The 22,258-nt window shown below is 37.0% G+C and carries 20 protein-coding genes, 1 tRNA gene and 1 pseudogene; 14 read left to right on the forward strand and 8 right to left on the reverse strand.

Going from position 1 to position 22,258, the window contains the following annotated elements; genetic code table 11:
• Nucleotides 1-4: 4 nt before the first annotated feature.
• The 3 genes and pseudogenes from SOI81_RS02640 to SOI81_RS02650 form a co-directional block, all read left to right on the forward strand.
• Nucleotides 5-91, forward strand: a tRNA-Leu gene (locus tag SOI81_RS02640).
• 149 nt (nucleotides 92-240) lie between these two features.
• A complete protein-coding gene (locus SOI81_RS02645) occupies nucleotides 241-1,290 on the forward strand; it encodes a hypothetical protein (RefSeq protein ID WP_320541193.1) in 1,050 nt (349 codons plus the stop codon).
• An 80-nt stretch (nucleotides 1,291-1,370) separates the two neighbouring features.
• Nucleotides 1,371-1,717: pseudogene (locus SOI81_RS02650) on the forward strand (phage portal protein); the annotation flags it as partial.
• 33 nt (nucleotides 1,718-1,750) lie between these two features.
• On the opposite strand, the gene SOI81_RS02655 reads toward SOI81_RS02650, so the two are convergent.
• The 4 genes from SOI81_RS02655 to SOI81_RS02670 form a co-directional block, all read right to left on the reverse strand.
• Entirely contained in the window at nucleotides 1,751-2,176 is a 426-nt protein-coding gene (locus tag SOI81_RS02655; RefSeq protein WP_320541194.1) for a protein-export chaperone SecB, read from the reverse strand.
• A gap of 10 nt (nucleotides 2,177-2,186) precedes the next feature.
• Nucleotides 2,187-2,561, reverse strand: coding sequence for a hypothetical protein (locus SOI81_RS02660; RefSeq protein ID WP_320541195.1), 375 nt, complete (start codon nucleotides 2,559-2,561; stop codon nucleotides 2,187-2,189).
• Between the two features lie 28 nt (nucleotides 2,562-2,589).
• Nucleotides 2,590-3,186, reverse strand: a complete 597-nt coding sequence (locus SOI81_RS02665; RefSeq protein WP_320541196.1) for a hypothetical protein — start codon at nucleotides 3,184-3,186, stop codon at nucleotides 2,590-2,592.
• Between the two features lie 206 nt (nucleotides 3,187-3,392).
• Nucleotides 3,393-4,070 carry a hypothetical protein gene (locus SOI81_RS02670; RefSeq protein WP_320541197.1) on the reverse strand — a complete coding sequence of 226 codons (678 nt, stop codon included), beginning with the start codon at nucleotides 4,068-4,070 and terminating at the stop codon, nucleotides 3,393-3,395.
• Nucleotides 4,071-4,605: 535 nt separating this feature from the next.
• Between SOI81_RS02670 and bvgS the strand changes: the two genes are divergently transcribed.
• From bvgS to lpsE, 8 genes are all read left to right on the forward strand, one after another.
• Nucleotides 4,606-5,877, forward strand: coding sequence for a HAMP domain-containing sensor histidine kinase (gene bvgS, locus SOI81_RS02675; RefSeq protein ID WP_320541198.1), 1,272 nt, complete (start codon nucleotides 4,606-4,608; stop codon nucleotides 5,875-5,877).
• A gap of 67 nt (nucleotides 5,878-5,944) precedes the next feature.
• Entirely contained in the window at nucleotides 5,945-8,695 is a 2,751-nt protein-coding gene (gene glnE / locus SOI81_RS02680) for a bifunctional [glutamate--ammonia ligase]-adenylyl-L-tyrosine phosphorylase/[glutamate--ammonia-ligase] adenylyltransferase (protein WP_320541199.1), read from the forward strand.
• 24 nt (nucleotides 8,696-8,719) lie between these two features.
• Nucleotides 8,720-9,646 (forward strand): branched-chain amino acid transaminase, encoded by a 927-nt coding sequence (ilvE, locus tag SOI81_RS02685; RefSeq protein WP_016143051.1) that lies wholly within the window; start codon nucleotides 8,720-8,722, stop codon nucleotides 9,644-9,646.
• A gap of 70 nt (nucleotides 9,647-9,716) precedes the next feature.
• Nucleotides 9,717-10,607 carry a mitochondrial fission ELM1 family protein gene (locus tag SOI81_RS02690; protein WP_239967417.1) on the forward strand — a complete coding sequence of 297 codons (891 nt, stop codon included), beginning with the start codon at nucleotides 9,717-9,719 and terminating at the stop codon, nucleotides 10,605-10,607.
• A 22-nt stretch (nucleotides 10,608-10,629) separates the two neighbouring features.
• Nucleotides 10,630-11,658, forward strand: a complete 1,029-nt coding sequence (locus tag SOI81_RS02695; RefSeq protein WP_239967416.1) for a glycosyltransferase — start codon at nucleotides 10,630-10,632, stop codon at nucleotides 11,656-11,658.
• Entirely contained in the window at nucleotides 11,655-12,410 is a 756-nt protein-coding gene (icaB, locus tag SOI81_RS02700) for a polysaccharide deacetylase family protein (RefSeq protein WP_320541200.1), read from the forward strand. Before SOI81_RS02695 ends, icaB begins: the two co-directional genes overlap by 4 nt.
• The gene (gene lpsC, locus SOI81_RS02705) at nucleotides 12,407-13,171 is read left to right on the forward strand and encodes a glycosyltransferase family 2 protein (RefSeq protein ID WP_320541201.1); all 765 of its coding nucleotides are present in this window, start codon (nucleotides 12,407-12,409) and stop codon (nucleotides 13,169-13,171) included. Before icaB ends, lpsC begins: the two co-directional genes overlap by 4 nt.
• 11 nt (nucleotides 13,172-13,182) lie before the next feature.
• On the forward strand, nucleotides 13,183-14,217 hold the full coding sequence (gene lpsE, locus SOI81_RS02710; RefSeq protein WP_320541202.1) for a glycosyltransferase: 1,035 nt from the start codon (nucleotides 13,183-13,185) through the stop codon (nucleotides 14,215-14,217).
• On the opposite strand, the gene ghy is transcribed toward lpsE, so the two are convergent.
• On the reverse strand, nucleotides 14,214-15,104 hold the full coding sequence (ghy, locus tag SOI81_RS02715) for a glycosyl hydrolase Ghy (protein WP_224992686.1): 891 nt from the start codon (nucleotides 15,102-15,104) through the stop codon (nucleotides 14,214-14,216). The two genes, lpsE and ghy, sit on opposite strands and share 4 nt — an antisense overlap.
• Before the next feature lie 68 nt (nucleotides 15,105-15,172).
• Here ghy and SOI81_RS02720 point away from each other — a divergent pair, with 68 nt between their 5' ends.
• Together SOI81_RS02720 and SOI81_RS02725 are read left to right on the forward strand one after the other, a co-directional pair.
• The gene (locus SOI81_RS02720; RefSeq protein WP_320541203.1) at nucleotides 15,173-15,928 is read left to right on the forward strand and encodes a glycosyltransferase family 25 protein; all 756 of its coding nucleotides are present in this window, start codon (nucleotides 15,173-15,175) and stop codon (nucleotides 15,926-15,928) included.
• Between the two features lie 27 nt (nucleotides 15,929-15,955).
• Nucleotides 15,956-16,885, forward strand: coding sequence for a lipooligosaccharide outer core biosynthesis glycosyltransferase GtrOC6 (locus tag SOI81_RS02725; protein WP_320541204.1), 930 nt, complete (start codon nucleotides 15,956-15,958; stop codon nucleotides 16,883-16,885).
• Between the two features lie 37 nt (nucleotides 16,886-16,922).
• On the opposite strand, the gene SOI81_RS02730 is transcribed toward SOI81_RS02725, so the two are convergent.
• The 3 genes from SOI81_RS02730 to SOI81_RS02740 all read right to left on the reverse strand — a co-directional run bounded on the left by SOI81_RS02730 (nucleotide 16,923) and on the right by SOI81_RS02740 (nucleotide 20,008).
• Nucleotides 16,923-17,141 (reverse strand): hypothetical protein, encoded by a 219-nt coding sequence (locus SOI81_RS02730; protein WP_009389608.1) that lies wholly within the window; start codon nucleotides 17,139-17,141, stop codon nucleotides 16,923-16,925.
• Between the two features lie 147 nt (nucleotides 17,142-17,288).
• Entirely contained in the window at nucleotides 17,289-19,073 is a 1,785-nt protein-coding gene (gene aspS, locus SOI81_RS02735) for an aspartate--tRNA ligase (RefSeq protein WP_016143060.1), read from the reverse strand.
• 170 nt (nucleotides 19,074-19,243) lie between these two features.
• Nucleotides 19,244-20,008, reverse strand: a complete 765-nt coding sequence (locus tag SOI81_RS02740) for a DUF4184 family protein (protein WP_320541205.1) — start codon at nucleotides 20,006-20,008, stop codon at nucleotides 19,244-19,246.
• 136 nt (nucleotides 20,009-20,144) lie between these two features.
• On the opposite strand from SOI81_RS02740, the gene znuD reads away from it, so the two are divergent.
• The gene (gene znuD, locus SOI81_RS02745) at nucleotides 20,145-22,226 is read left to right on the forward strand and encodes a zinc piracy TonB-dependent receptor ZnuD (RefSeq protein WP_320541206.1); all 2,082 of its coding nucleotides are present in this window, start codon (nucleotides 20,145-20,147) and stop codon (nucleotides 22,224-22,226) included.
• Nucleotides 22,227-22,258 lie beyond the last annotated feature (32 nt).

Below are 22,258 nucleotides of genomic sequence, written 5' to 3' on the forward strand. Positions count from 1 at the left end.
CTCTCCCGAGGTGGTGAAATTGGTAGACGCGGCGGACTCAAAATCCGCTGTCAGAGATGACGTGTCGGTTCGAGTCCGACCCTCGGGACCATATTCAGAATCGTAAGATTCTACGAAAACCCCTAAGTTAACGGCTTAGGGGTTTTTTTGTTGGGCTGATTTTTATTGTAGAAAGTTTAGAAAAGCTTAGATACTATTACGCGTCAAGACTTTATAAAATAATTTTTATTAGGGGATATTGTGACAGTTCCTGTAAACGATTTAACTGAAATTAAAAATAACGCTATTGCCCTTTTAAAAGACAATAAAAGAGAAATTCAGTCCCTTTTTGAACAATTAACTGATTATTTTAATATAATAAAAAAGGCTCTTACAGATAAGGATATAAAAAACTTTAAGGATTTAAATAATTATTTCCAATCTGATATTAAAATTATAATTGAAAGGTTAATTGATCTAAATGATATTGATTTGCCTTCTTTAAATTTTATTATAAGAAAATCTAAAAAAATTTATGAGGTTGTTTTAGATTTAGAAAATCTTATTAAAGATAATAAATTTGATGAAAAATTATGGTCAATATCAATCGATATCATTGATTCAAATATCACTGATATGAAAGCTTATATAAATAAAGTTGACTTAGTTCAACAATTTCAATTGTATAAAGATGATGCAGAAAAAATAATAAATGAACTTAAGACGAATCATAATGAACTAGCTCATAAAATTGAACAAGTCGATATAATAAATGATGATTTAAAAAATAAAAAGGTACATGAAATCTTTGCCGATGATTCTGAGAAGTTTAAAATGCTCGCGAAGAGATATGAAATTGCATTTTACTTCTCATTAGCACTTTTATTCTTATATTTCTTCGGTTGGTATATTGAAATTAATACGACTATTTTTAAGTTTAAGTTAGCTGAACAATTTTATGAAAATCACTCAACTATTTTTTATATCCAAAAAATATCTTTATTAATTTTATCTACCACATTAGCTGCTTTCCTTTTAAAACGTTCTTTTATGAACCGTCGTTTGGCAGATGAAGCTTATCGTACAGCTAAAGAGTTAGATGCATTACCACGTTATATGGAAGGAATGCCAGACGAAATGAAAGAAAAGATTCGCTTTGACCTAGCTTATAAATATTTTGGCAATGGCATACATCATGAAAGTTATACAGGTGGTGAAAACTTGATGCATGAGAATATTAAAGCTAATACCGATTTTATTAAAGCTGTTAAAAATGTAAAAACGCCTGATAGTGGAAAAGCTAATTCATAAGGTAAATAGTTTAAATAGGGGGATATTTCATGAAAAGTTGGGAACGTTGTTATGTAAAATTAAGCAATGAAATATAACCACGTGGACCTGGGAACTTTAAAAAATTACTTCTTCATGCACTAGGTGGAAAAAAGATGGGCTTCAACTCATTCCAATTAGTGAACTTGCTGCAAAGGACGAGTTTTTGAATATCAAATCTATTACTCGTGATGATATTTTGGTGGCTTTTAGAACACCACCACAGCTGCTAGGAATCATTCCATCGAATGCTGGTGGGTTTGGATCAATTAAGGATGCAAGAGAAGCTTATTGGTTTAATGAAATTATTCCTGAACAGAACCGTATTGAAAATACTGTTAATGAGTGGGCTGGTGACAAAATAGTAGGATTCAAATCCTTTGGAGAAGTTAATCCTGTCTCCATCTAAAATGTGATAAAAAACCCACCGAAGTGGGTTTTTTTAATCTCTTGAATCAGAATCTTTAATTTTATTTTTATATAAATTCACAAAATTAATAGTTGGAAGCATTAATGGTTCATATCCGGCATTAACAAAGATATTTGCAATAAACGCTCTCAAAAAAGGATAACCGATTGCTGGTGCATTAATTAAAGCAAAATGAGTTTCTAAAAAATCATCTTCAAAATCTGTATCGGTATGGAATTGGGCTAAAAAAACTATACTACATTGTACAGAATCTTTAGGAGCCTGAAGTAATGCTTTAAATGCAATAGCAAAAGAATTTTTTACATCTACTCTATCTGGACGGTGTGCAGAATAATCGAAGCGGAAATCAAACTCCTCATCCAAATCCACAATATCCTCTTCAAGTAGAGGTTCTAAATCAATTTTTAGAGCTTTTGTGGAAACAAGACTTATATTCATATTTGAGCTCTTAAGACGCTAAAGCAAAATCAAAGTCCTCATCAAGAAAAGAATTATTCTTTTTCATTTCTTGAGGATGAAGATGATATTTTTCGTCATTAGCAGATTTAATATTGAAATCTGCACTATATCTTAATATACAACGAATTGACCATTCAGAAAGGTCCAACTTATACATATCATCATAAAAATCTTTATCATTTTTTATTGGTTTAAAACCATAAAGATCATTTGTAGATAACATTAAAGATTGAAAAAAATCATGTACAGTTGGTCCGCAAGAATTTTCTTGAAGCTCTAAGAATTCATCAAGTAATTCATCTGAACTCATATTTGCAAGAAGATTTTTTGCAGCTTCTAGCATATCTATATGATGCTTTTTCATAAGTCACCTATTTTAAGTAGACTAATTGCTATTGAATATGGTGAAGAACTTTATTTTTCAATACAGTTTTACCATCTTCGTACACTACAATTTGCTGTCTTGTAGGGTAAAACAGTGAAGAATTGTTACCCTTTCCACTCAAAACAAATCGTAATTTATCAGTTTCTCTTGAATCAATATCCTGTGCTTTCACAGCTATATATGGAAATTTTCTTTTACTCAAAAAGAAATTAATAACTGTAGAAACGCATAATTCAGAAAGTTTCTTACGTGCTGTTTTCTGTTTATCAACATCACTACATTTATCAATTACGCTTTGTAAACCATCTCTGTATATAGCTACTAAATCTCTAAAAGCTAATTGATCTTCAACATTTCCAACTAAATCTAAGAATACTTCATCATTATCCAGAACAAAATCAAATTTTGTAATGGCATATTTACCATTTCTTGGAGGATACTTCCCCCATTCATGAGCAAAGTAGTCTGAATCCGTCCATAAATAGTAACCCTGACCTAACCATTGAGTTGCAGTTGGATCACTGTGAAATGGTGCATTTTGAAGAATATATTCTTTCGAGTTTTCATTCTTACAAGTATGAAAACAAAGAAAATTTATTTGCATAAAGAATATATCTTATTAGTTTTAAAATTGTAAAGTAAGTGATTGAATATAGAAATTCAATATACACTTTCCCCAGTGCAACGGACGTAGAGTGTACTGTTTATAGTAAACGATCTCAATACACTCCGTCGAGAAAATTAAAGAAATTTAGAATTTTTAATAAAATTAAATTATATTGTAATCTTGAATAGGTTATAACTAATTATTCAATCAATACGATCCATTTCTAATAACCATTTGGCATATTTTAATTTCATAGAGTAAGTTAATACTTTAAATGCAATATAAACTCCGATTAGTAAGACTGATGTAGAAAAAATTATTAAATATAAAAGATCTTTTTTAGTGGTAATGCTATCTTTAAACGCATCATTAATAAAAAACATTGCTACGAACGAAAGTACAATGATTATAAAATATAAAATAATACCAATATGGCTATTTCTGTCGGCATTCTCAGGATTTACTCCATCTTTGAATGCTAATTTTTGAGTGTCTTTATTGAATGTAAATACATCTTTACATCGCTCATATGTATCAGTGCCTTTATCTCTTTCAATAATTCCATTTAAATATTTAAGTTTATCTAAATTTTTTTCTTCAATACCTAATTCTTTTTGCAAATAAAGTACATTCTGGTGATATTCGATATCAACCTTAGTTTTATCATCGAGTTTTGATTCGGATATTAGTTTATCTATATTCGCTATTAGTTTGTCTTTTTTTCTCTGTTTATAAGATGCAATTAATGATATATGTTCAATAATTCCTGTTTTTACTAGAAAACCATATATAACAATAATAGATACTATAAGAGCAATACTATTGGCAACATCTGGGCCTAATTGGCTTTTAATAATATCTAAAGAAGTCGTAAGTTCCATATTTTGTTAATTAATTTGTATATTAGAAAGTGGTTGATAATTAATAGTATCTAAGCCGTTCGAAATTTACCATCTATATGCGGAACGAGATTGGCGTTTAGCCATGAACATCCAGCAGACAAACCTCTGCTAAAAAACCATATTTTTCGCTTGAATAGCTCATTATGCCTTTTTATAGAAGAGATCGTATGAGAGGGCTTTATATCCACCGTTTTCACTGCGTGCTCATAGGTATGTTAACCTTGCTCGGTCTAGCCCCCTAAGCTCTTATTCAAATAGTACTCTTAAAGCCGCTTTATAAACTCGCATTTCCCACATCTTTCAACTCTTCACCTTCAAACATTTGTTGTATTTTTCTAAAGCATACCCACTTTATGTATCTGAAAACCTTTAATTGAAACTTCACATTTCTATTTTGAAAAGAACGTTGCTCTTTTAATGTACTGTGTTAAAGTTTGTAGTAGATCATAATGATTATAAGTACATTTCTTGAGAGCGGTTCCGACCAAAAACGACAAAATCTGTGAGGCGGGCAATGACATTCCAACGTTTAGAACTAAATCAGGTTGAGCAGTTAAGTGCTTGTAGAATATCTTTGTTGCTTGGATTAAATGCCGAGCAGAACTATATCGAGCAATTTTTCCGATTTAGTCTTCGTCTTTTGAATTGTAAAAAAGCCTTATTGACTTTTAATCAGGAACCTTACTTTTGGCACCGTTGCCCTGAAGGTATGACGGCAATCTCTTTTAAGCCTTCGAAACATTTAAAACAGTGCTTTGCAAAGCAACAGTTTATTAATCATTTACATCCTTCATATCAAAACTTAATCAATTATTTAAAAGAATTAAATATTGAGTGCAGCAGGGCACTGGCTGTACATCTTTTACACCCCGATAAAACCTCAATGGGTTTTGCTGTGTTTTTTGATGATGATGCAGCAACATTTGAAGATGATGATATTCAATTGTTGCTCGATTATTGTTCTACTTTTATGCAGCAGGTTGAGTTGAAGTTTAACTATGAAGAGTTAAACGAACTCTATGAACAACAAGTTGCGATTAATTCAAGTAAAACAAAATTCTTCTCAATTATTTCGCATGACTTGCGTGCGCCTTTTCATGGATTGCTTGGATTCTCTGAGGTACTCGCCAAAGAGCGTGAAACTTTAGATGAATCGAGTATTCAAAATATTGCAGATTATTTATATGACACCTCACAATCGACCTATAACTTACTTGAAAGTTTGCTGACATGGGCGATGGCAGAGGGCGGGCGTTTTGTTTATCACCCAATTAACTTTAAGCTTAGACAAGTCAGCAATATCGTTTGTGATGTACTGCATACCTTAGCTTTAAAGAAAAATATTGAACTGGTGAATGATGTTCCGGAAGATCTAAAAATCTATGCCGATATCAACATGATGACCTCTGTAATTCAAAACTTAGTATCAAATGCGCTGAAATTTACCGACGTTGATGGATCGGGGAAAGTTTTTATTGAAGCTCGACAAGCGGATGCAAATGTAGAAATTACTGTTCGAGACACAGGTCTGGGCATGACCGAGCAACAAATGGCAAACTTGTTCCATCCACGTATTACCGCTAGCTTTAAAGGCACTGCAGGGGAAAAAGGTGCGGGTTTAGGTCTGAGTCTTTGCAAGCGTTTTGTCGAGATTAATCAGGGAAAAATTAGTGTAAATTCCCAAAAAGGAGTTGGAACAACTTTTAAAGTTTTACTACCTTCGGCCCAAGAAAGTCATGAGGCGCTTACCGAACATCATTCTTCATCGGAGGCAAAATTAGTCTAATCCCTTTTCCTGGCACTACTCGAACTGCTATAACTAAAAAGAGAGTACGAGGAAAAGAGCTTTTTATATGAATGCGGAGCAGTTACAAAAAACATTGCGTGCGAGTCAGTACGCAGAACAAGTTTTAGGCTTGCATCAAGCTGTTTTAGAACAAGATTATCAAATAGATCAATTTACTGCACCGCTCTCGACAGAACAGATTTACCAATGTGTACAAACCACATTAGATGGGATTGGTGATGAAACGTTTTGGATGCGTGGATTGCGCATTTTACGTAGTCGATTAATGTTCCGCTGGATCTGGCAGGATGCCAATCAGCTTACCGATGTTGTTACACTTACTCGCGAACTTTCTGATTTTGCCGATGCCAGTATTTGTGCAGCAAAGGATTTTGCGCGTGTAGCACTTGTGGCGAAACATGGGGAACCGTTAAGTTATTCTGGCAAAGTCCAAGACTTGATTGTGGTTGCCATGGGTAAACTTGGTGCTCAAGAGCTTAACTTATCGAGTGATATCGATTTAATTTTTGCCTTTGATGAGCAAGGCGAAACCAATGGCCGCAAATGTATTGATGTACAGCAGTTCTGTATTTTGTGGGGACAAAAACTCATTTATTTACTTGAGCACATTACTGCTGATGGTTTTGTGTTTCGAGTCGATATGCGCTTGCGCCCTTGGGGAGATGGCTCGGCATTAGCGATTAGTCATGCAGCTTTGGAAAAATATTTAAGCCAGCATGGCCGTGAATGGGAACGTTATGCATGGATTAAAGCGCGTGTAGTAACCGGTGGTAAAGAAGGACAGGACTTGTTAGAAATGACTCGTCCTTTTGTATTCCGCCGTTATGTCGATTACACGGCGTTTGCTGCCATGCGTGATATGAAAGCGATGATTGAACGCGAAGTTCTGCGTCGTCATATTGAGGATGATATTAAACTCGGAGCAGGCGGTATTCGCGAAATTGAGTTTATTGTGCAGGTGTTCCAGCTTATTTACGGCGGTTCTAAACGTGAGCTGCAAGACCGTCAATGTTTAGTCAGTCTTGAGCATATTGGTGAGGCAGGCTTGTTAGAAAAACAGGCCGTATTAGAGCTTGAAGATGCTTATCTGTTCTTACGCCGTGTTGAACATGCAATTCAAGCTCTTAACGATCAGCAAACCCAGTTATTGCCAGAAGAATTAGACCTAAGACAACGCATTATCGATACTTTGGGTTTCGCAAGCTGGAATGATTTTATTGATGTTCTTAATGAGAAACGTCAAAAAGTCAAAGTTCAATTTAAGCAACTCATTGAAGATACCAGCTCTAATGCAGCAACAGAGAATTATGGGCAGTTAGAGCAGCAGCTAGATGAAGTACTAGATGACAATGCGAAAAATCTGATTCATGAGTTTTGGCATGGGCATGCACTCAAAAAACTTCCTTCAAATGCTGTGCAACGTTTAAAAACGTTTTGGCCTCATTTAATTGAAGCGATATTACAGTCAGAACACCCACAAACTGCATTATTACGTTTAATGCCGCTTATTGAATCGGTTATGCGTCGAACCGTGTACTTGGTGATGCTGATTGAAAGTAAAGGGGCTTTACAACGCTTAGTAAAAATGGCGACTGTAAGCCCGTGGATTTGTGAAGAGTTAACTCAATATCCGGTACTGCTGGATGAGTTTTTGTCGATGGACTTTGAGCTACCAAAACGTAAGGACTTAGAAGACTCATTACGTCAGCAGTTACTTCGTATTGAGATTGATCAGGTTGAAGACCAAATGCGAGCACTTCGCCTCTTTAAAAAAAGCAATGTATTGACTGTTGCTGCAAGTGATGTGCTAGCTGAAAGTCCTCTTATGAAGGTATCTGATGCATTAACTGATATTGCTGAAGTTAGTGTGAATGCAACACTGAATTTGGCTTATCAGACAGTAGCAAAACGTCATGGTTACCCGTGCGATGTTGATGGAAAACGCTGCTCACTCGACTATAAAGCTTTTGCTGTCATTGGTTATGGCAAAGTGGGTGGTATTGAGTTGGGCTATGGTTCTGACTTAGACCTTGTCTTTATTCACTATCTAGATGAACAAGCTGATACAGATGGAACCAAGTCTATTAGTGGCTTTGAGTTTGCGATGCGTGTTGCTCAAAAGTTTATGTCACTCATGACTACGCAAACACTCGATGGTCGTGTCTATGAAATTGATACACGGTTAAGACCTTCAGGTGAGGCTGGTTTATTGGTGACCAGTCTTAAGGCTTATGAACACTATCAGTTGAAAAGTGCATGGCTTTGGGAGCATCAGGCATTGGTTCGTGCACGTTCTATTGCTGGTGATGAGGCACTTTGCCAGAAATTTGAAATATTTCGCCGCGAGATATTGACTCAATCTAGAGATGAGGCTTATGTTCGTGAAGAAGTGTTGAAAATGCGTCAGAAAATGAAAGACCACCTAGGTTCGTCTTCTGAACAAAAAAAACATGGTATTTTTCATTTAAAACAGGACGCAGGTGGTATCGTAGATATCGAATTTATGGCACAGTATGCTGTACTTGCATGGAGCGGGACGAAACCCGATCTCGCCCATTATTCTGATAATGTAAGAATATTAGAAGATGCTGCTAAAGCAGACTGCTTATCCAGTGAAGATGCCACAGCATTAATTCGAGCCTATCTTAGTGAACGTGCCGAAAGCCACCGTTTAGCCCTTGCAAATCAATCCATGCAAGTAAGCGCAGCGGACTGGCGTAGTACCCGTGCGGTCGTTTGCAATTTATGGCAAAGATTAATAGACCCAACCGCTTCGGTTGAGTTGGATAGTGAATGATTTTATAACAATTTGGAGTGTTCCATGAATTTGGCTGATCGTGATGGTTTTATTTGGCAAGATGGACAATTAATTGATTGGCGTGATGCAAAGATTCACGTTTTAACCCATACTTTACACTACAGTATGGGCGTATTTGAGGGTGTTCGTGCTTATGAAACTCCTAAAGGTACTGCCATTTTCCGTCTTCAAGACCACACAAAACGTTTGTTAAATTCAGCAAAAATTTATCAAATGAAAGTGCCGTATGATCAAGCAGCGCTTGAACAAGCACAAATCGATGTTGTTCGTGAAAATAAATTAGCTTCTTGCTATTTACGCCCACTCATCTGGATCGGTTCAGAGAAACTTGGTATTGCAGCAACAAATAACACAATTCATGCCGCTGTTGCAGCATGGGCGTGGGGTGCTTACCTTGGTGATGAAGCGATGGCAAAAGGTATTCGCGTTAAAACTTCATCGTTTACTCACCACCATCCAAACGTGACCATGTGTAAAGCAAAAGCATCTGGTAACTACACATTGTCAATTCTTGCTCACCAAGAAGTTGCACACTCAGGTTACGATGAAGCAATGCTCATGGACCCACAAGGTTATGTATGCCAAGGTTCAGGGGAAAACGTATTCTTGATTAAAGATGGCGTTTTACATACTCCAGATATCGCTGGTGGTGCACTTGATGGTATTACACGTCAAACAGTAATGACGATCGCTAGAGATCTTGGCTATCAAGTCGTTGAGCGCCGTATTACACGTGATGAATTCTATATTGCAGATGAAGCTTTCTTTACAGGTACTGCTGCAGAAGTAACACCAATTCGTGAGTACGATGATCGTCAAATTGGTGAAGGTTGCCGTGGTCCAATTACCACTGAAATCCAAAAAACTTTCTTTGATGCAGTTCAAGGTAAAAACCCGAAATATGAACACTGGTTAACTTACGTAAAATAAGTTAATCCGTTAACATAAAAAGGCGAACTTCGGTTTCGCCTTTTTTTATTTTTTGGCTTAGGGAGCTTCTATGCATATTGTCTATGTGTCTGATGGTAAGGCAGGACACCGCTCACAAGCATTAGGCTTATTTCAGGCAATGCAAAGACAACAGCCAGAAACAACTTTTGAAGAGGTCCTAATTACTGATTTGCCGATTATTTCTTTAATTCAGGCACTTTTCTCTTCAAAAACCTCCTTATTTAAACAAGCGCCTGATTTTGTATTTGGCGTGGGAAGTCATACACATTTTCGTGTTTGGTTAGTCGGTAAAATTTTTAAAAAGGCTAAAACGATTATTCTAATGAAGCCGAGTTTACCGATTGGTTGCTTTGATTATGCGGTTATTCCAGAGCATGACGGCATTCACGCCAATAGCCATGTGATTGTCACACGTGGCGCATTAAATCCTATTCGTAATGAAAATCGACATCAAATAGCTAGAGTTTTAATTGCATTAGGTGGTTCATCTAAACGACATCAATGGAACCAAGATAAAGTATTAAGTAGTGTTAAAAAAATTGTTGAGAATAATCCAGACGCTGAAATTATTCTGACGACTTCACGTCGAACTCCGGCAGAGTTTGTCGATATTTTAAAGCAACAAAGCTTTGCCCAGCATTTACATATATTTCCAGTTGAGCAAACACCTCAAGGCTGGATTTTTGAGGAAATGCAAAAAGCAGAAGCTGTCTGGGTCACAGAAGACAGCGTGTCTATGATTTTTGAGGCACTTACTGCAGGTTGTCGAGTTGGGGTGATGGCAATGGACCGTTTGAAAGACGACCGGATTACGCACTCAGTTGATCAAATGTTAGAATCACAATTAATTTCACAGCAGACTTGTGTTGTACAGTTACCACAACCTTATGCTTTTAAAGAAGCGGACCGTGTGGCAACATATCTTTTATCAAAGAATTAAATTTTTTATTTTGAGTAAATAAATGAAAATATTGCATATTGCAAATTTTGGCTTTAATAAACAAGGCGCCCACTTTTACTGCACAGACCGTAAAATTTCTGCCGGATTAATTGAAAATGGCCATTTCGTTTATGATTTTAGTTTTCGTGACATGGCTCGTATGGGAACCATTTTTAAAACAAAAAAACTGGGTGCCAATTGGGCTAATAAAGAAGTTCTAAAGGTCGTTAATAATATTGAACCTGATCTGGTGCTCATTGGGCATAGTGACTTAATGAGTCCAGACGTTTTAAGACAAATTAAAGAATCTTATCCAAATACTAAAATTGCATTTTGGTATGTTGATCCGCTTTATCTTGAAAACAAACTCGACTTTGTCAAAGCATTCTCGCCATATTTAGATGCTATTTTCTGTACAACAGGCGGAGAATATCTACAAAAGTTAAAGCAACCTCATTTAAGCGTGGCCTATTTGCCAAATGTCGGTCACCGTAATGTAGAAACACTACAGCAATTTTCAAACTCTAAGACTGACAAGACTTTTATTTTCTGCGGTGTGGTCTATAAAGAACCTGAGCGTGAAAAGTTCTTAAAGGACTTGGCAGATGCATTGCAACAAGGTCATGTGAACTATCAATATTATGGTTGTTTTGAACAACCTGGTGTTTATGGTAAAGCGTATTATAAAGTTCTCTCTGAAACAAAAATGGGACTTAATTACTCACGCCGTAATGATGTTACCTTGTATAGTTCTGACCGTATTGTACAACTGACTGGTAATGGTTTACTCACCTTTAGTCCACGAATTCCGGGCTTTGAGAAGCTCTATACCGAGCAGGAAGTGGTGTACTTTGATGATCAGTTTGATTTGGCCAAGAAGATCCAATTCTTTAATCAAAACCCAGATCAGGCTGAAAAAATAGCGAAAGAAGGCTGGGAGAAAACACGCAAATCTTTCAATGCTAAGCGCATCACCCAATTTATGGTTGAGGTGACATTTAAGCAGCCCTTTTCAGAAGATTATGAATGGTCACATGAGGTGTATGCATGATGTGGTTTTTGTCCGTTGCGGTAGGCCTACTAGCACTTGCTGCACTGTTATATGTGCTGGGTAATTATACATTCTGGCTTCCGTTTCGTTCGACTAAACTACCACGCATTGTGATGTTGCATCAGGTTACTCCTAAAGATGCAGCCTCAGGTATGAACATGCCTCCTGAAAAGTTTGAGCAACTCTTACAGTTGTTGACGCGTAAAAAGGCTACTTTTTGCTTTGTTTCTGAGCTTGAACAATACCGTAATCAAAAGAATGTCGTTGCTTTAAGTTTTGATGATGGCTTTATGGACAATTATCTGTATGCCTATCCATTACTTAAAAAATATAATGCAAAAGCAACCATTTATTTGGCAACTCAAATTGAAGGAATTGAAAAGCTAACTCATGAGCAAATCCATGAAATGGCCAAATCTGGTTTCATTGAGTTTGGTGCGCATACCCAACATCATGTGAACTTACTTAAGCTTGATGACCAAACCGCTTATGATGAAATGCTGCAGTCTAAACGTGACGTTGAAGCGTTAGTTGGAAAATGTCCGAGCTTTGCTTATCCATTTGGCCGATTTAACGAAAAGCACCAGAAAATGGCTCAAGAGATTGGCTTTAAAAACGCCGTATCGACTCGTAAAAAAATCGAAGCGTATGAAGTAAGTAATCAATTTAATATTCCACGTGTCAGCACGCATGGTGCCATGAATGCTTTACAGATGCGTATCGCCCTTGCTAAAGGACGTTATAAGTTATGAATAAAATTCCATGTAGTGTCTATATTGTCACCTTAAATTGTGGTGCTTGGTTAGAACGAACTTTGCAAAGTGTTAGTGAGTTTGATGAAGTAATTATTTTAGATTCGGGCAGTACTGATAATACTTATGAAATTGCTCAGAGTTTTGAAAATACGCAAATTTCACATCAAGACTGGCAAGGCTATGCAGGGCAAAAAAGTTTGGCTCTAGCAAAATGCCGAAATGATTGGGTACTCAATTTAGATGGCGATGAAGTCTTATCTAGCGAGTTAAAACAAGAAATTGTTGAGACCATCCAGCAGAACAGACTTGATGCATTAATCACACCAATTAATGATGTGTTCTTAGGTGTTCCGAACAGTAAACATACTAAAAAACATGCAAAAGTGCGTTTTTTTCGTAAGTCTAAAGGGCATTATGACCTTGCCAATAAAGTCCATGAAAATGTGATTGTAGAGGGAGAGTCTCAGCGTGCTCAACATGATATTTATCATTATGGCGAGTCGAGCATTTTCGTTAAGGTCGAAAAAAATAACCAATATTCCAACTTGAAAGCATTAGAGAAATACCAAAAAGGAAAGTCTCCAAGTGTGGCTAAATTGATTTTGGTGATGCCTGTGACTTTTATGAAGTCTTATTTTATTCGCCGTAGTTTCTTAAATGGTTGGCGTGGTTTCGTAAATAGTATGATTAACGCGTTTTATGCTTTTCTAAAAGAAGCCAAGCTGTTTGAACAGACCATGAATAAAGATAAAAAATAAGTAGGCAAGCTATGAAAATTGTTCAGGTATTAGCAACTAGTGGTGGTGTTGGTGGTTTAGAGCAGCACACTTTTAACCTTGTTAATGAGCTTGCTTTAAATCATGAAGTACATGTGATTGCACATCCTTGCTATGTAGACAAGTTTAGCCAACAAGTACATTTTCATGCCGTCGATTTTGCACGTAGCCGTTGGAATATTCTTTTACTCTGGCAACTTAAAAATCTTATCCAGCAAATTCAACCCGCCATTGTTCATGCACAAGCAGGAAAAGCGGCTGAGCTGATTGCCCGCATTAAGCCATTTTTATCTGGTCCAAAGTTTGTAACGACTGTTCATGGTACTAAAAAGAATAAGTCTGTTTATTTAGCAGGTGATGCAGTTATTGCGGTGAGCCAAGCGCTTACGCAAGGCATCCCAGAGTCTAAAGCACACGTAGTTTATAACGGGGTATATCCTCAGCCCGTACTTACAACTGAAAATAAAGAAAAGTTACTTCAATCGATTCAAAAAGATTTTGCTGAGCTAGACACAAGCAAAAAAGTAGTTATATGCATTGGGCGCCTAGAGCCAGTAAAAAATATCAGTTTACTGATTGAGTCGATGCAGCAGATTGATGCCAATTTATGGATTATTGGTGATGGTTCACTTCGAGCAAGTTTGGAAAAACAAGTCAGTGAATTAAACATGCAAAATCGGGTCGCTTTTCTTGGGTTTAGAACTGATGCACGTGATCTGGTGCAGTTGGCTGATATTGTAGTTTTATCGTCAGACCGAGAAGGTTTTCCACTTGTTATGGTTGAAGCTTTACAGGCCGATAAAGCAATGGCTTCAACCAAAGTGAATGGTGTGATCGAGTGGTTGCCAGAACAATATCTGGCAGAAATTGGAGATGCACAAGGTTTAGCAAGAGCGATTCAATGTGCACTTCAACCAGAGGCACAAAGTGACTTTAGCTCGCTATATGCAAAAGCCAAGGCTGAACTGACTGTACCAGCCATGGCCGAGCAGACGTTTAATATTTATAAAGGCCTGCTAAAGACTTAATTATTTTTTGGTGTAAGGCGGATAGCATCGAGTACCACGAAGTTATCTTCAACATTAATAGTATGGCAACCGTCATCTGCTTGATTCCAATCTGGTAAAACCACTTCTAGTAATTTTTCTTCATAAGCTGTAGGGCTAAGCTGAGTAATCGCTTTTAATTCGATATTGCCGCCATAACGTTTTAATGAATCTTGACTTGGACGAACAAGTTGCCCTTTATAAATAAAAGGTTTACCTGCCATACGGAACTGCTGACTGCCTCGACACACTGGATTCATTGGGTGCTCTTGCCAGTTAGGATTTAAAATATCTTCGGTAAAGAAAAGGTCTAGGCGGTCACCAAATTTCTTACAATCACGACGCGTTGAGGTAAAAAGATACCATAAGCCCTCATGGTAAAAAGGGGTGCTATCGACTGCTTCGATATTCTCGATCAGATTAGAATGCTTTTCCCATTTCAGTGGAAACTCAGTACATTTCCAAAGTTCAATTGTTTTATTGGCCGATGTTTCAGGGACCATGTACCAAGTGTTATCTATTTTAAATACACAAGGATAGGAGAGGTGATAATCAAGTTTTAAAATAGTTTCAGGCGGTGTGTAGGTGCCATCTTTAAAGACTTCTAAAACAGAAAGAAAACCTACCGGATGTTCGTCATCAACTTCTTCAAAAAAAATGAAATGACGACCATTTTCATAAGCATAAAAGCTATCTGCAAAGGTAAACTTTCTAGGGGAATGGATCTCAAACAGAGAGTCTAATTGATTAAGTGCTGTAAAAGGTTGTTCTAACCAGCCAAAACGCATATACCAATGAGAGTCAAAAGATTTTGCTTTTTTTGCTTGTTGGTACTTGTACCATTTTTTTTGAATCAGGCGATTTAGCATTAAATTTTACACTCGATATAACTATAATTAGATAGACTATCCCTGACTCATTTTAACATTTGAATGAAATGAAAAAATATTTAATCAGTATTGAATCTGCTAATAGTGAACGTTTAAAAAAGTTGTACTCTCAAGCAACATTTTACAAATATCGCGATGAATTTAAGCAATTTGGGGTTATAGGTAAAAATTTAAGTGTGAGTGAGTATTTTCAACAGGGTGTAGCAGGCAAGAAAAAACCAATGACGCCTGGTGAACTTGGTTGTGCAATGTCACATATTGCTGCATTAAAAGATTTTTTAAATTCTGATGACGAATATGCCATTATTTTTGAAGATGATGTAATTGAACGTTTTGAAATTGATTTCCAAGATTTAGAAAAACATATTCGTTCTTTGAACTTAGGGCCTTGCTTTTTCCTAAGCTTAGGCGGTATTCAAATGAAAATATGCAATCGTGTTCGTGGGAAGTTTTTACTCGAAGAATTGTATAACCAAAAAGTTTTAAAAGTTGATTACGACTATCTTGAAAAACTTGCCTATGCTTATGCCTATGTTGTAGATCGTAAAATGGCTCAAATGTTAGTTGATTATCATCAACCGATAAAAATTTATGACCATTGGCAAGAGCTGGTGGGACGAGGAGATTTTAGTTTCTATGTTAGCTTTTTATTCGATCACCCAATTATTGAAAATGATGATGCGTTAAGTTATCTAGAAAAGGAAAGAAGCTTAATCACTCCGCTTTCACAAGATGACGGTGATTTATTACGTTACTTAAGAGTTAAATTAAAGAAATATATACTTAATAAATATATAATTTAGCCGTTTTTTCGGTTTTATATTAATTTTATGATTAAGCACAAAAATATTATTATCGGGTCGGCAACGGGATACAATGCTGACCTCATCTCTTCTTTTGTCTATTCTTTGGAAAAGGCTAACTTTGATGGAATATTGTCTTTAATTATCTATAAAGAGCAAATGACTGAGTTTGTGAATGCATTCTCAGATATCAAAGGTTTTAAAATTGAATTTAAAGTTTCAACTATTGGAAAATTTAAATCAAAATCAAAATATTCAGGTATTTATAAGTTTAAGCTTGTAAAAAATCTTTTAAAAAAAATTATTAGCTTAACTGTAAATGAAGCAGTTCCTGATTCAAAAATTAAAGCTCTTAAAATTACTGGTTATCCACATGTGAGCCGTTTCTTTGAATATAAGGAAATTGTAGAAAGTCATCCTGATGCTTCACATGTATTGCTTAGCGATGTTCGAGATGTTTTTTTCCAAAGTAACCCTTTCAAAAATCTTGGCAAAGGACTATTGGTAGGGATGGAAAATCCAGATTATACGATTGGTACTGAGCAATATAACCAAAAATGGATTAAGGATGCCTATGGAGAGGACTTTTATAATTTTGCAAAAGATGAGCAAGTTTCTTGTTCAGGTGTCACTATTGGTGATCATGAATCAATTAAAGTCTATATCAATAAGATGATTGAAGAATTCTGCAAACAGCCATATCACAAAATGTCTGAAAGAATTTATGATCAAGCCATGCATAATAAATTATTAATTACTAATAATTTAGCTGATGTAACTCGCTGTCAGCCCTTTGAATCAATTATTGTAACTCTTGGGTTATACCCAATAGATCAAATTGCAGTTAATGAACAAGGTTTTATTATCAATCGTAATGAAGAAATTATTCCTATTGTCCATCAACATGACAGACATCCAGAACTACTTCAGTTATGTGATAATTATGTTGGGAAATAAATTTAAGATTTTCTAAATTTTATATGGAATGCGGATATTAATTTTTATCCGCATTTCCTTTTAAAACCATATAAATCAGCGCAACAAAAATAAGCAATGCACCTGCTAAGCTACTTACACAGAAATAAAGGATACGTTGACTTGTAGTGATGTTAAATAATTCATTTGCAAGGATATAGCGCATCAAAAACCATTGCGCAAGAGAGAATACAATCACGATTAAAGCATGTCGACGTACATCAGGGCGCATAGCCATAAAGCTGACCTCTAAATTAAAAGCAACCTATTATGCCACTGACCTGCTTATTCGCAAAGCATAGCTTAGATAAACCGAATATGTGGCTGATATTTTTCATTAAAAAACCCTGCATGAGCAGGGTTTTTTAATTTACAAATCTAAAAATTATTTAGATTCTTCAGCTTTTGGCTTTTCACGTAAGCGGATGCCCAAGTCACGAAGCTGATTTGTTTCAACAGGAGCAGGTGCTTGAGTAAGTGGACATTCAGCAGTCTTAGTTTTCGGGAATGCAATAACGTCACGAATAGAAGTCGCGCCAGTCATAAGCATAACTAAACGGTCAAGACCAAATGCCAAACCACCGTGAGGAGGAGCACCGTAACGAAGTGCATTCAGCAAGAAGCTGAATTTCTCTTCTGCTTCTTCATCAGAAATACCAAGCGCTTCAAAAATCGCTTTTTGCATTTCTAATGTGTAAATACGTAGAGAACCACCACCAACTTCAGTACCGTTCAATACCATGTCGTAAGCAACAGAAAGTGCTTCACCCGGATTGCTCTTCACATCTTCTACGCTAGATTTAGGTAGAGTGAATGGGTGGTGAACAGAAGTCCATTTGCCATCATCAGTTTCTTCAAACATTGGGAAATCAACAACCCAAAGTGGAGCCCACTCACAAGTTGAAAGATTCAAGTCGTGACCAATCTTGACACGAAGTGCACCCATTGCATCATTTACGACTTTAGCTTTATCAGCACCGAAGAATACGATATCGCCATCTTGTGCACCAACACGTTCCAACAGTTCAAGTACAATCGGTTCAATGAATTTCACGATTGGAGATTGAAGACCTTCAATTCCTTTAGCGAGTTCATTAACTTTAATGTACGCTAAACCTTTAGCACCATAGATGCCAACGAATTTGGTGTATTCATCGATTGCACTACGTGGCAATGATGCTGCACCTGGAACACGTAACGCAACAATACGACCTTTAGGATCTTTTGCAGGACCAGCAAATACTTTGAACTCTACTTCTTGCATTAAGTCTGCAACGTCAACGAGTTTCAACGGAATACGCAAATCTGGTTTGTCAGATGCATAATCACGCATTGCTTCGCTATATGGCATACGGCGGAATTTTTCAAATTTTACGCCAAGCAAGTCGTTAAATAGTTTAACAGTCATGCCTTCCATCAAATCCATGATTTCATCGTCATTTAAGAACGAAGTTTCAATGTCGATTTGAGTAAATTCTGGCTGACGGTCAGCACGCAAGTCTTCATCACGGAAACATTTTGCGATTTGGTAGTAACGATCGATACCACCAACCATCAATAATTGTTTAAACAATTGTGGTGATTGTGGAAGTGCGTAGAAGCTACCATTTTGTACACGACTTGGTACTAAATAGTCACGTGCGCCTTCAGGAGTTGCACGAGTTAAAATCGGAGTTTCAACGTCTAAGAAACCGTGATCGTCTAAATAATTACGGATCAAGTTAGTTACTTTAGAACGGAAACGTAAGCGATCTAACATTTCTGGACGACGGATGTCCAAGAAACGATATTTTAAACGGTGTTCTTCTGACACGTTGATAGTGTCATCATTTAACGGGAATGGCGGAGTTTCAGAAGCAGCAAGAACTTCGATTTCTTTGCCTAAAACTTCGATTTGACCACTCACCATATTTTGGTTTTCAGTACCTTCATAACGGCGACGAACACGACCTGTAATTTTTAATACATATTCAGAACGTGCTTTATCTGCAGTTGCAAATGCTTCTGGAGTATCTGGGTCAATAACCACTTGAACGAGACCATCACGATCACGCATATCAAGGAAAATAACACCGCCATGGTCACGGCGACGATGTACCCAACCGCATAGTGTAACGGTCTGGTCGATTTGGGCTTCAGTTAAAGAGCCACAGTAATGAGTTCGCATCATGATGAAGATTATCCAAACTATATTGGCTGAAAGGACGGATGCGTAAACCGCGCACCGTCAAAAAAGTAAGTTTTCGATTATGCCTTGTTGGATGGTTTGCCACAAGAACTAGATCAAAAAACCGCAGAAATTAAGCTGAAAATGAGCAATTTGGCAGCAACTTTAAGTATTCACCCCATTCTTTTTTGTCGATCTAAAACCAAGAATAGTAAGCATCCTAAGCTAAAGGTACTTAGCCAGCCTTGCATAAATTCATTAATAGAACGTCCAGTGAAATAATAAGTATCGGCATGCCAAACTTCATGAGGAATGTAGCGGGCATAATCCCAAAAAGAGAATAAACCTAGCAGTGTAGATAGAATTAACAGGCACCATGCGAAAATTTTAATTTTATAGTTTACTTTCCAGTGTTGTTTATAGCGCTGATAATAGTGAACACTCATCCAGACAATAAAAGGTAAGGCAAGAGCTGAGGTGCCTAGCTGCAAAAGACGATGTAAGGGATAAGGATGCCCGAAAAGATGAACTGTGGTTGCTAATACATCTTTAAATGCAAAAGTCCGAAAGTCAGAATGTGTTAGACCATCCCAAATTAAATGAGTTGCAATCCCTAAAATAAGTGCAAGTAATGTTCCAATCAAAAATAAAAAAATACGTTTTATAGAGTGGAGGTCAAGATCATGTTGAATGCCAAAAAAACGATACATTACAGGCCGATAAAGTAAATACCAAATAGCACAGAATAATAAGCCTAATGCAAGATTTGGGTAGAAAAGTCCTTTCCATTGATGAGTCAACATACCTGATTGCATTGTAAATAAGCGGTAAAGATCGGGCGTCATACTGCCAATTGCTAATGCAGCAATCGGTAAAGTGTTTTGACTAAGCTTGGAAAGAGGTGGTGCTATAACGGCATGAGAGATGGTAAAAGGCATTAGAAATTAGGATTTACTCACATCATTTAATTGGCCAGTCTAACGAATCATCTGATTAGAAATGTTTTTTATTGCAAAACAACTGAAATGTTATAATATAACAAAACAAAAGGCGTAGCGATCAGAGAATCACCTCATGTTGTTCTATAAAAATATTTTGACCATATCCATTTTGGCAGCAATATCGATACCTGTATTTGCAGCAGAAAGTGAAAATGTTGAAAAGTTAGAAACTATTCGGATTAAGGCCCATCCACTTGAGCAAACGTCACAAGATTTTGCCGTTGCAGATACTGTGGTTGATCAAAAGCATTTAGCGCAAGGTGCTGCCACCATTGGGGATGCACTCAGTAGTGAAGTTGGAATTTATGCCAATCAGTTTGGGGCAGGTTCGAGTCGTCCAGTGATTCGTGGGCAAGATGGACCACGGGTTAAAGTTCTTCAAAACTCATCAGAAAATATTGATGTCTCGACATTGTCTCCTGACCATGCGGTAACTGTAGATCCTGTGCTTGCAAAACAAGTGGAAGTGATTCGGGGACCTTCAACTTTATTGTTTGGCGCTGGAACTGTCGGTGGTTTAGTCAATGTAATTGATAACAAGATCCCTACGCAAATGCCTGAAAACGGTTATGAAGGACAAGTTGGCTTACGTTATAACACTGGAAGTGATGAAAAACTGGCAAGCGCTGGCGTAACTGTTGGCTTGGGTAGCCAAGTTGCTTTACGTGTTGAGGGGTTAACACGTGATGCAAATAATTATATTGCACCAAATTATATTCATGAAGGTGAAAAAGAGCGCCGTGTAGACAATACTTTTGCTCAGGGTGATTCAGTTAACGTTGGTTTGTCTTGGATTTATGACCGTGGTTATACGGGTATTTCTTATAGCAATCGTCGGGATCAATATGGTTTGCCTGGGCATAGCCATGAATACGAAAGTTGTAGCGCTCATCTAGGTGGAAGACCACATTTGCATTGTGATCCACATGAACATGAGCATGAAGATGGGGAAGAAGCTCACGATCATGGACATGAAGAACATGATCACGAACATGGCGGTCCATGGATTGACTTAAAATCTGAGCGTTATGATTTTAAAACCGAGTTAAATGATCCATTCGCAGGCTTCCAAAAGTTACGTGCACAAGCGAGCTATACTGACTATCAGCACGACGAAATTGAAGAAGGAACAATTGCGACCAGATTCCAAAACAAAGGCTATGATGGTCGTATTGAGTTAGTGCATAACCCGATTGCAAGTTGGGAAGGGGTGATCGGAGCACAGCTAGGCCAACAAAAATTAGATTTAACTGGTGAAGAAGCTTTTATGGCTCCGACCACTACCAAAAAGTGGAGCATATTTGCTTTAGAACATAAACAATGGAAAGACGTACATTTTGAGCTTTCTGCACGTGCAGATCAGCAAGAGATTGATGTAGACGATAATTCTAAACAAGATTTTGATGGTTCGGCATTTTCTTACGCAGGTGCTGCGAATTGGGAGTTTGCACCGAACTATAAACTGTCTTTTGTTGCTTCACATCAAGAGCGTTTACCTTTAGCTCAAGAGTTATATGCAAATGGTGGACATTTTGCGACGAATACTTATGAGTTGGGGAATGATCAACTCAGTAAGGAAAAATCGAATAATGTTGAATTAGGTTTACATTTTGATAATGACAAACTTGATTATCATCTGCATGTTTACCATAACTGGTTTGATGACTACATCTATGCACAAACCCTTGACCGTTATAAAGACTTCCGTTTAGTCCAATATACTCAAGATAAAGCACGTTTCTATGGGGCTGAGGGTGAAATTGGTTATCAAATTACCCCAATGTACAAGGTCAGTGCTTTTGGTGACTATGTACGCGGTAAAATTGATGCAGAAGGGAACGCTCCACGTATTCCAGCGGGACGTTTAGGGACTAAAGTTGATGCAGATTTTGGCGATGGCTTTAGTGGTTCTGCCGAGTACTACCATGTCTTTAATCAAGATAAGATCGCAGCTTACGAGACTGAAACTGAAGGCTATAACATGCTCAATCTTGGTCTGGCATATTCTGGACAATATGGTGCAAAAACAGATTATCGTGTTTATATGAAAGCGAATAACTTGTTAGATGACACGGTTTATCAACATGCTTCGTTCTTATCAAATATTCCACAAGTTGGACGCAATTTTACAGTAGGTGTTGATTTTAGTTTCTAAGGCTTTAACACGAAACTAAACTTGAAAAATCA

The organism is Acinetobacter pittii (assembly GCF_034067285.1).
GTDB classification, from domain to species: Bacteria; Pseudomonadota; Gammaproteobacteria; order Pseudomonadales; family Moraxellaceae; genus Acinetobacter; species Acinetobacter pittii_E.

Excerpts from the sequence above, each read along its gene's own strand:
- aspS (WP_016143060.1), bottom strand. The coding sequence starts at position 19,073 with ATGATGCGAACTCATTACTGTGGCTCTTTAACTGAAGCCCAAATCGAC.
- znuD (WP_320541206.1), top strand. The coding sequence starts at position 20,145 with ATGTTGTTCTATAAAAATATTTTGACCATATCCATTTTGGCAGCAATA.
- lpsE (WP_320541202.1), top strand. The coding sequence starts at position 13,183 with ATGAAAATTGTTCAGGTATTAGCAACTAGTGGTGGTGTTGGTGGTTTA.
- bvgS (WP_320541198.1), top strand. The coding sequence starts at position 4,606 with ATGACATTCCAACGTTTAGAACTAAATCAGGTTGAGCAGTTAAGTGCT.
- SOI81_RS02725 (WP_320541204.1), top strand. The coding sequence starts at position 15,956 with ATGATTAAGCACAAAAATATTATTATCGGGTCGGCAACGGGATACAAT.
- lpsC (WP_320541201.1), top strand. The coding sequence starts at position 12,407 with ATGAATAAAATTCCATGTAGTGTCTATATTGTCACCTTAAATTGTGGT.
- SOI81_RS02740 (WP_320541205.1), bottom strand. The coding sequence starts at position 20,008 with ATGCCTTTTACCATCTCTCATGCCGTTATAGCACCACCTCTTTCCAAG.
- icaB (WP_320541200.1), top strand. The coding sequence starts at position 11,655 with ATGATGTGGTTTTTGTCCGTTGCGGTAGGCCTACTAGCACTTGCTGCA.
- ilvE (WP_016143051.1), top strand. The coding sequence starts at position 8,720 with ATGAATTTGGCTGATCGTGATGGTTTTATTTGGCAAGATGGACAATTA.
- SOI81_RS02665 (WP_320541196.1), bottom strand. The coding sequence starts at position 3,186 with ATGCAAATAAATTTTCTTTGTTTTCATACTTGTAAGAATGAAAACTCG.
- SOI81_RS02720 (WP_320541203.1), top strand. The coding sequence starts at position 15,173 with ATGAAAAAATATTTAATCAGTATTGAATCTGCTAATAGTGAACGTTTA.
- ghy (WP_224992686.1), bottom strand. The coding sequence starts at position 15,104 with ATGCTAAATCGCCTGATTCAAAAAAAATGGTACAAGTACCAACAAGCA.
- SOI81_RS02730 (WP_009389608.1), bottom strand. The coding sequence starts at position 17,141 with ATGGCTATGCGCCCTGATGTACGTCGACATGCTTTAATCGTGATTGTA.
- SOI81_RS02690 (WP_239967417.1), top strand. The coding sequence starts at position 9,717 with ATGCATATTGTCTATGTGTCTGATGGTAAGGCAGGACACCGCTCACAA.
- SOI81_RS02670 (WP_320541197.1), bottom strand. The coding sequence starts at position 4,070 with ATGGAACTTACGACTTCTTTAGATATTATTAAAAGCCAATTAGGCCCA.
- glnE (WP_320541199.1), top strand. The coding sequence starts at position 5,945 with ATGAATGCGGAGCAGTTACAAAAAACATTGCGTGCGAGTCAGTACGCA.
- SOI81_RS02655 (WP_320541194.1), bottom strand. The coding sequence starts at position 2,176 with ATGAATATAAGTCTTGTTTCCACAAAAGCTCTAAAAATTGATTTAGAA.
- SOI81_RS02660 (WP_320541195.1), bottom strand. The coding sequence starts at position 2,561 with ATGAAAAAGCATCATATAGATATGCTAGAAGCTGCAAAAAATCTTCTT.
- SOI81_RS02695 (WP_239967416.1), top strand. The coding sequence starts at position 10,630 with ATGAAAATATTGCATATTGCAAATTTTGGCTTTAATAAACAAGGCGCC.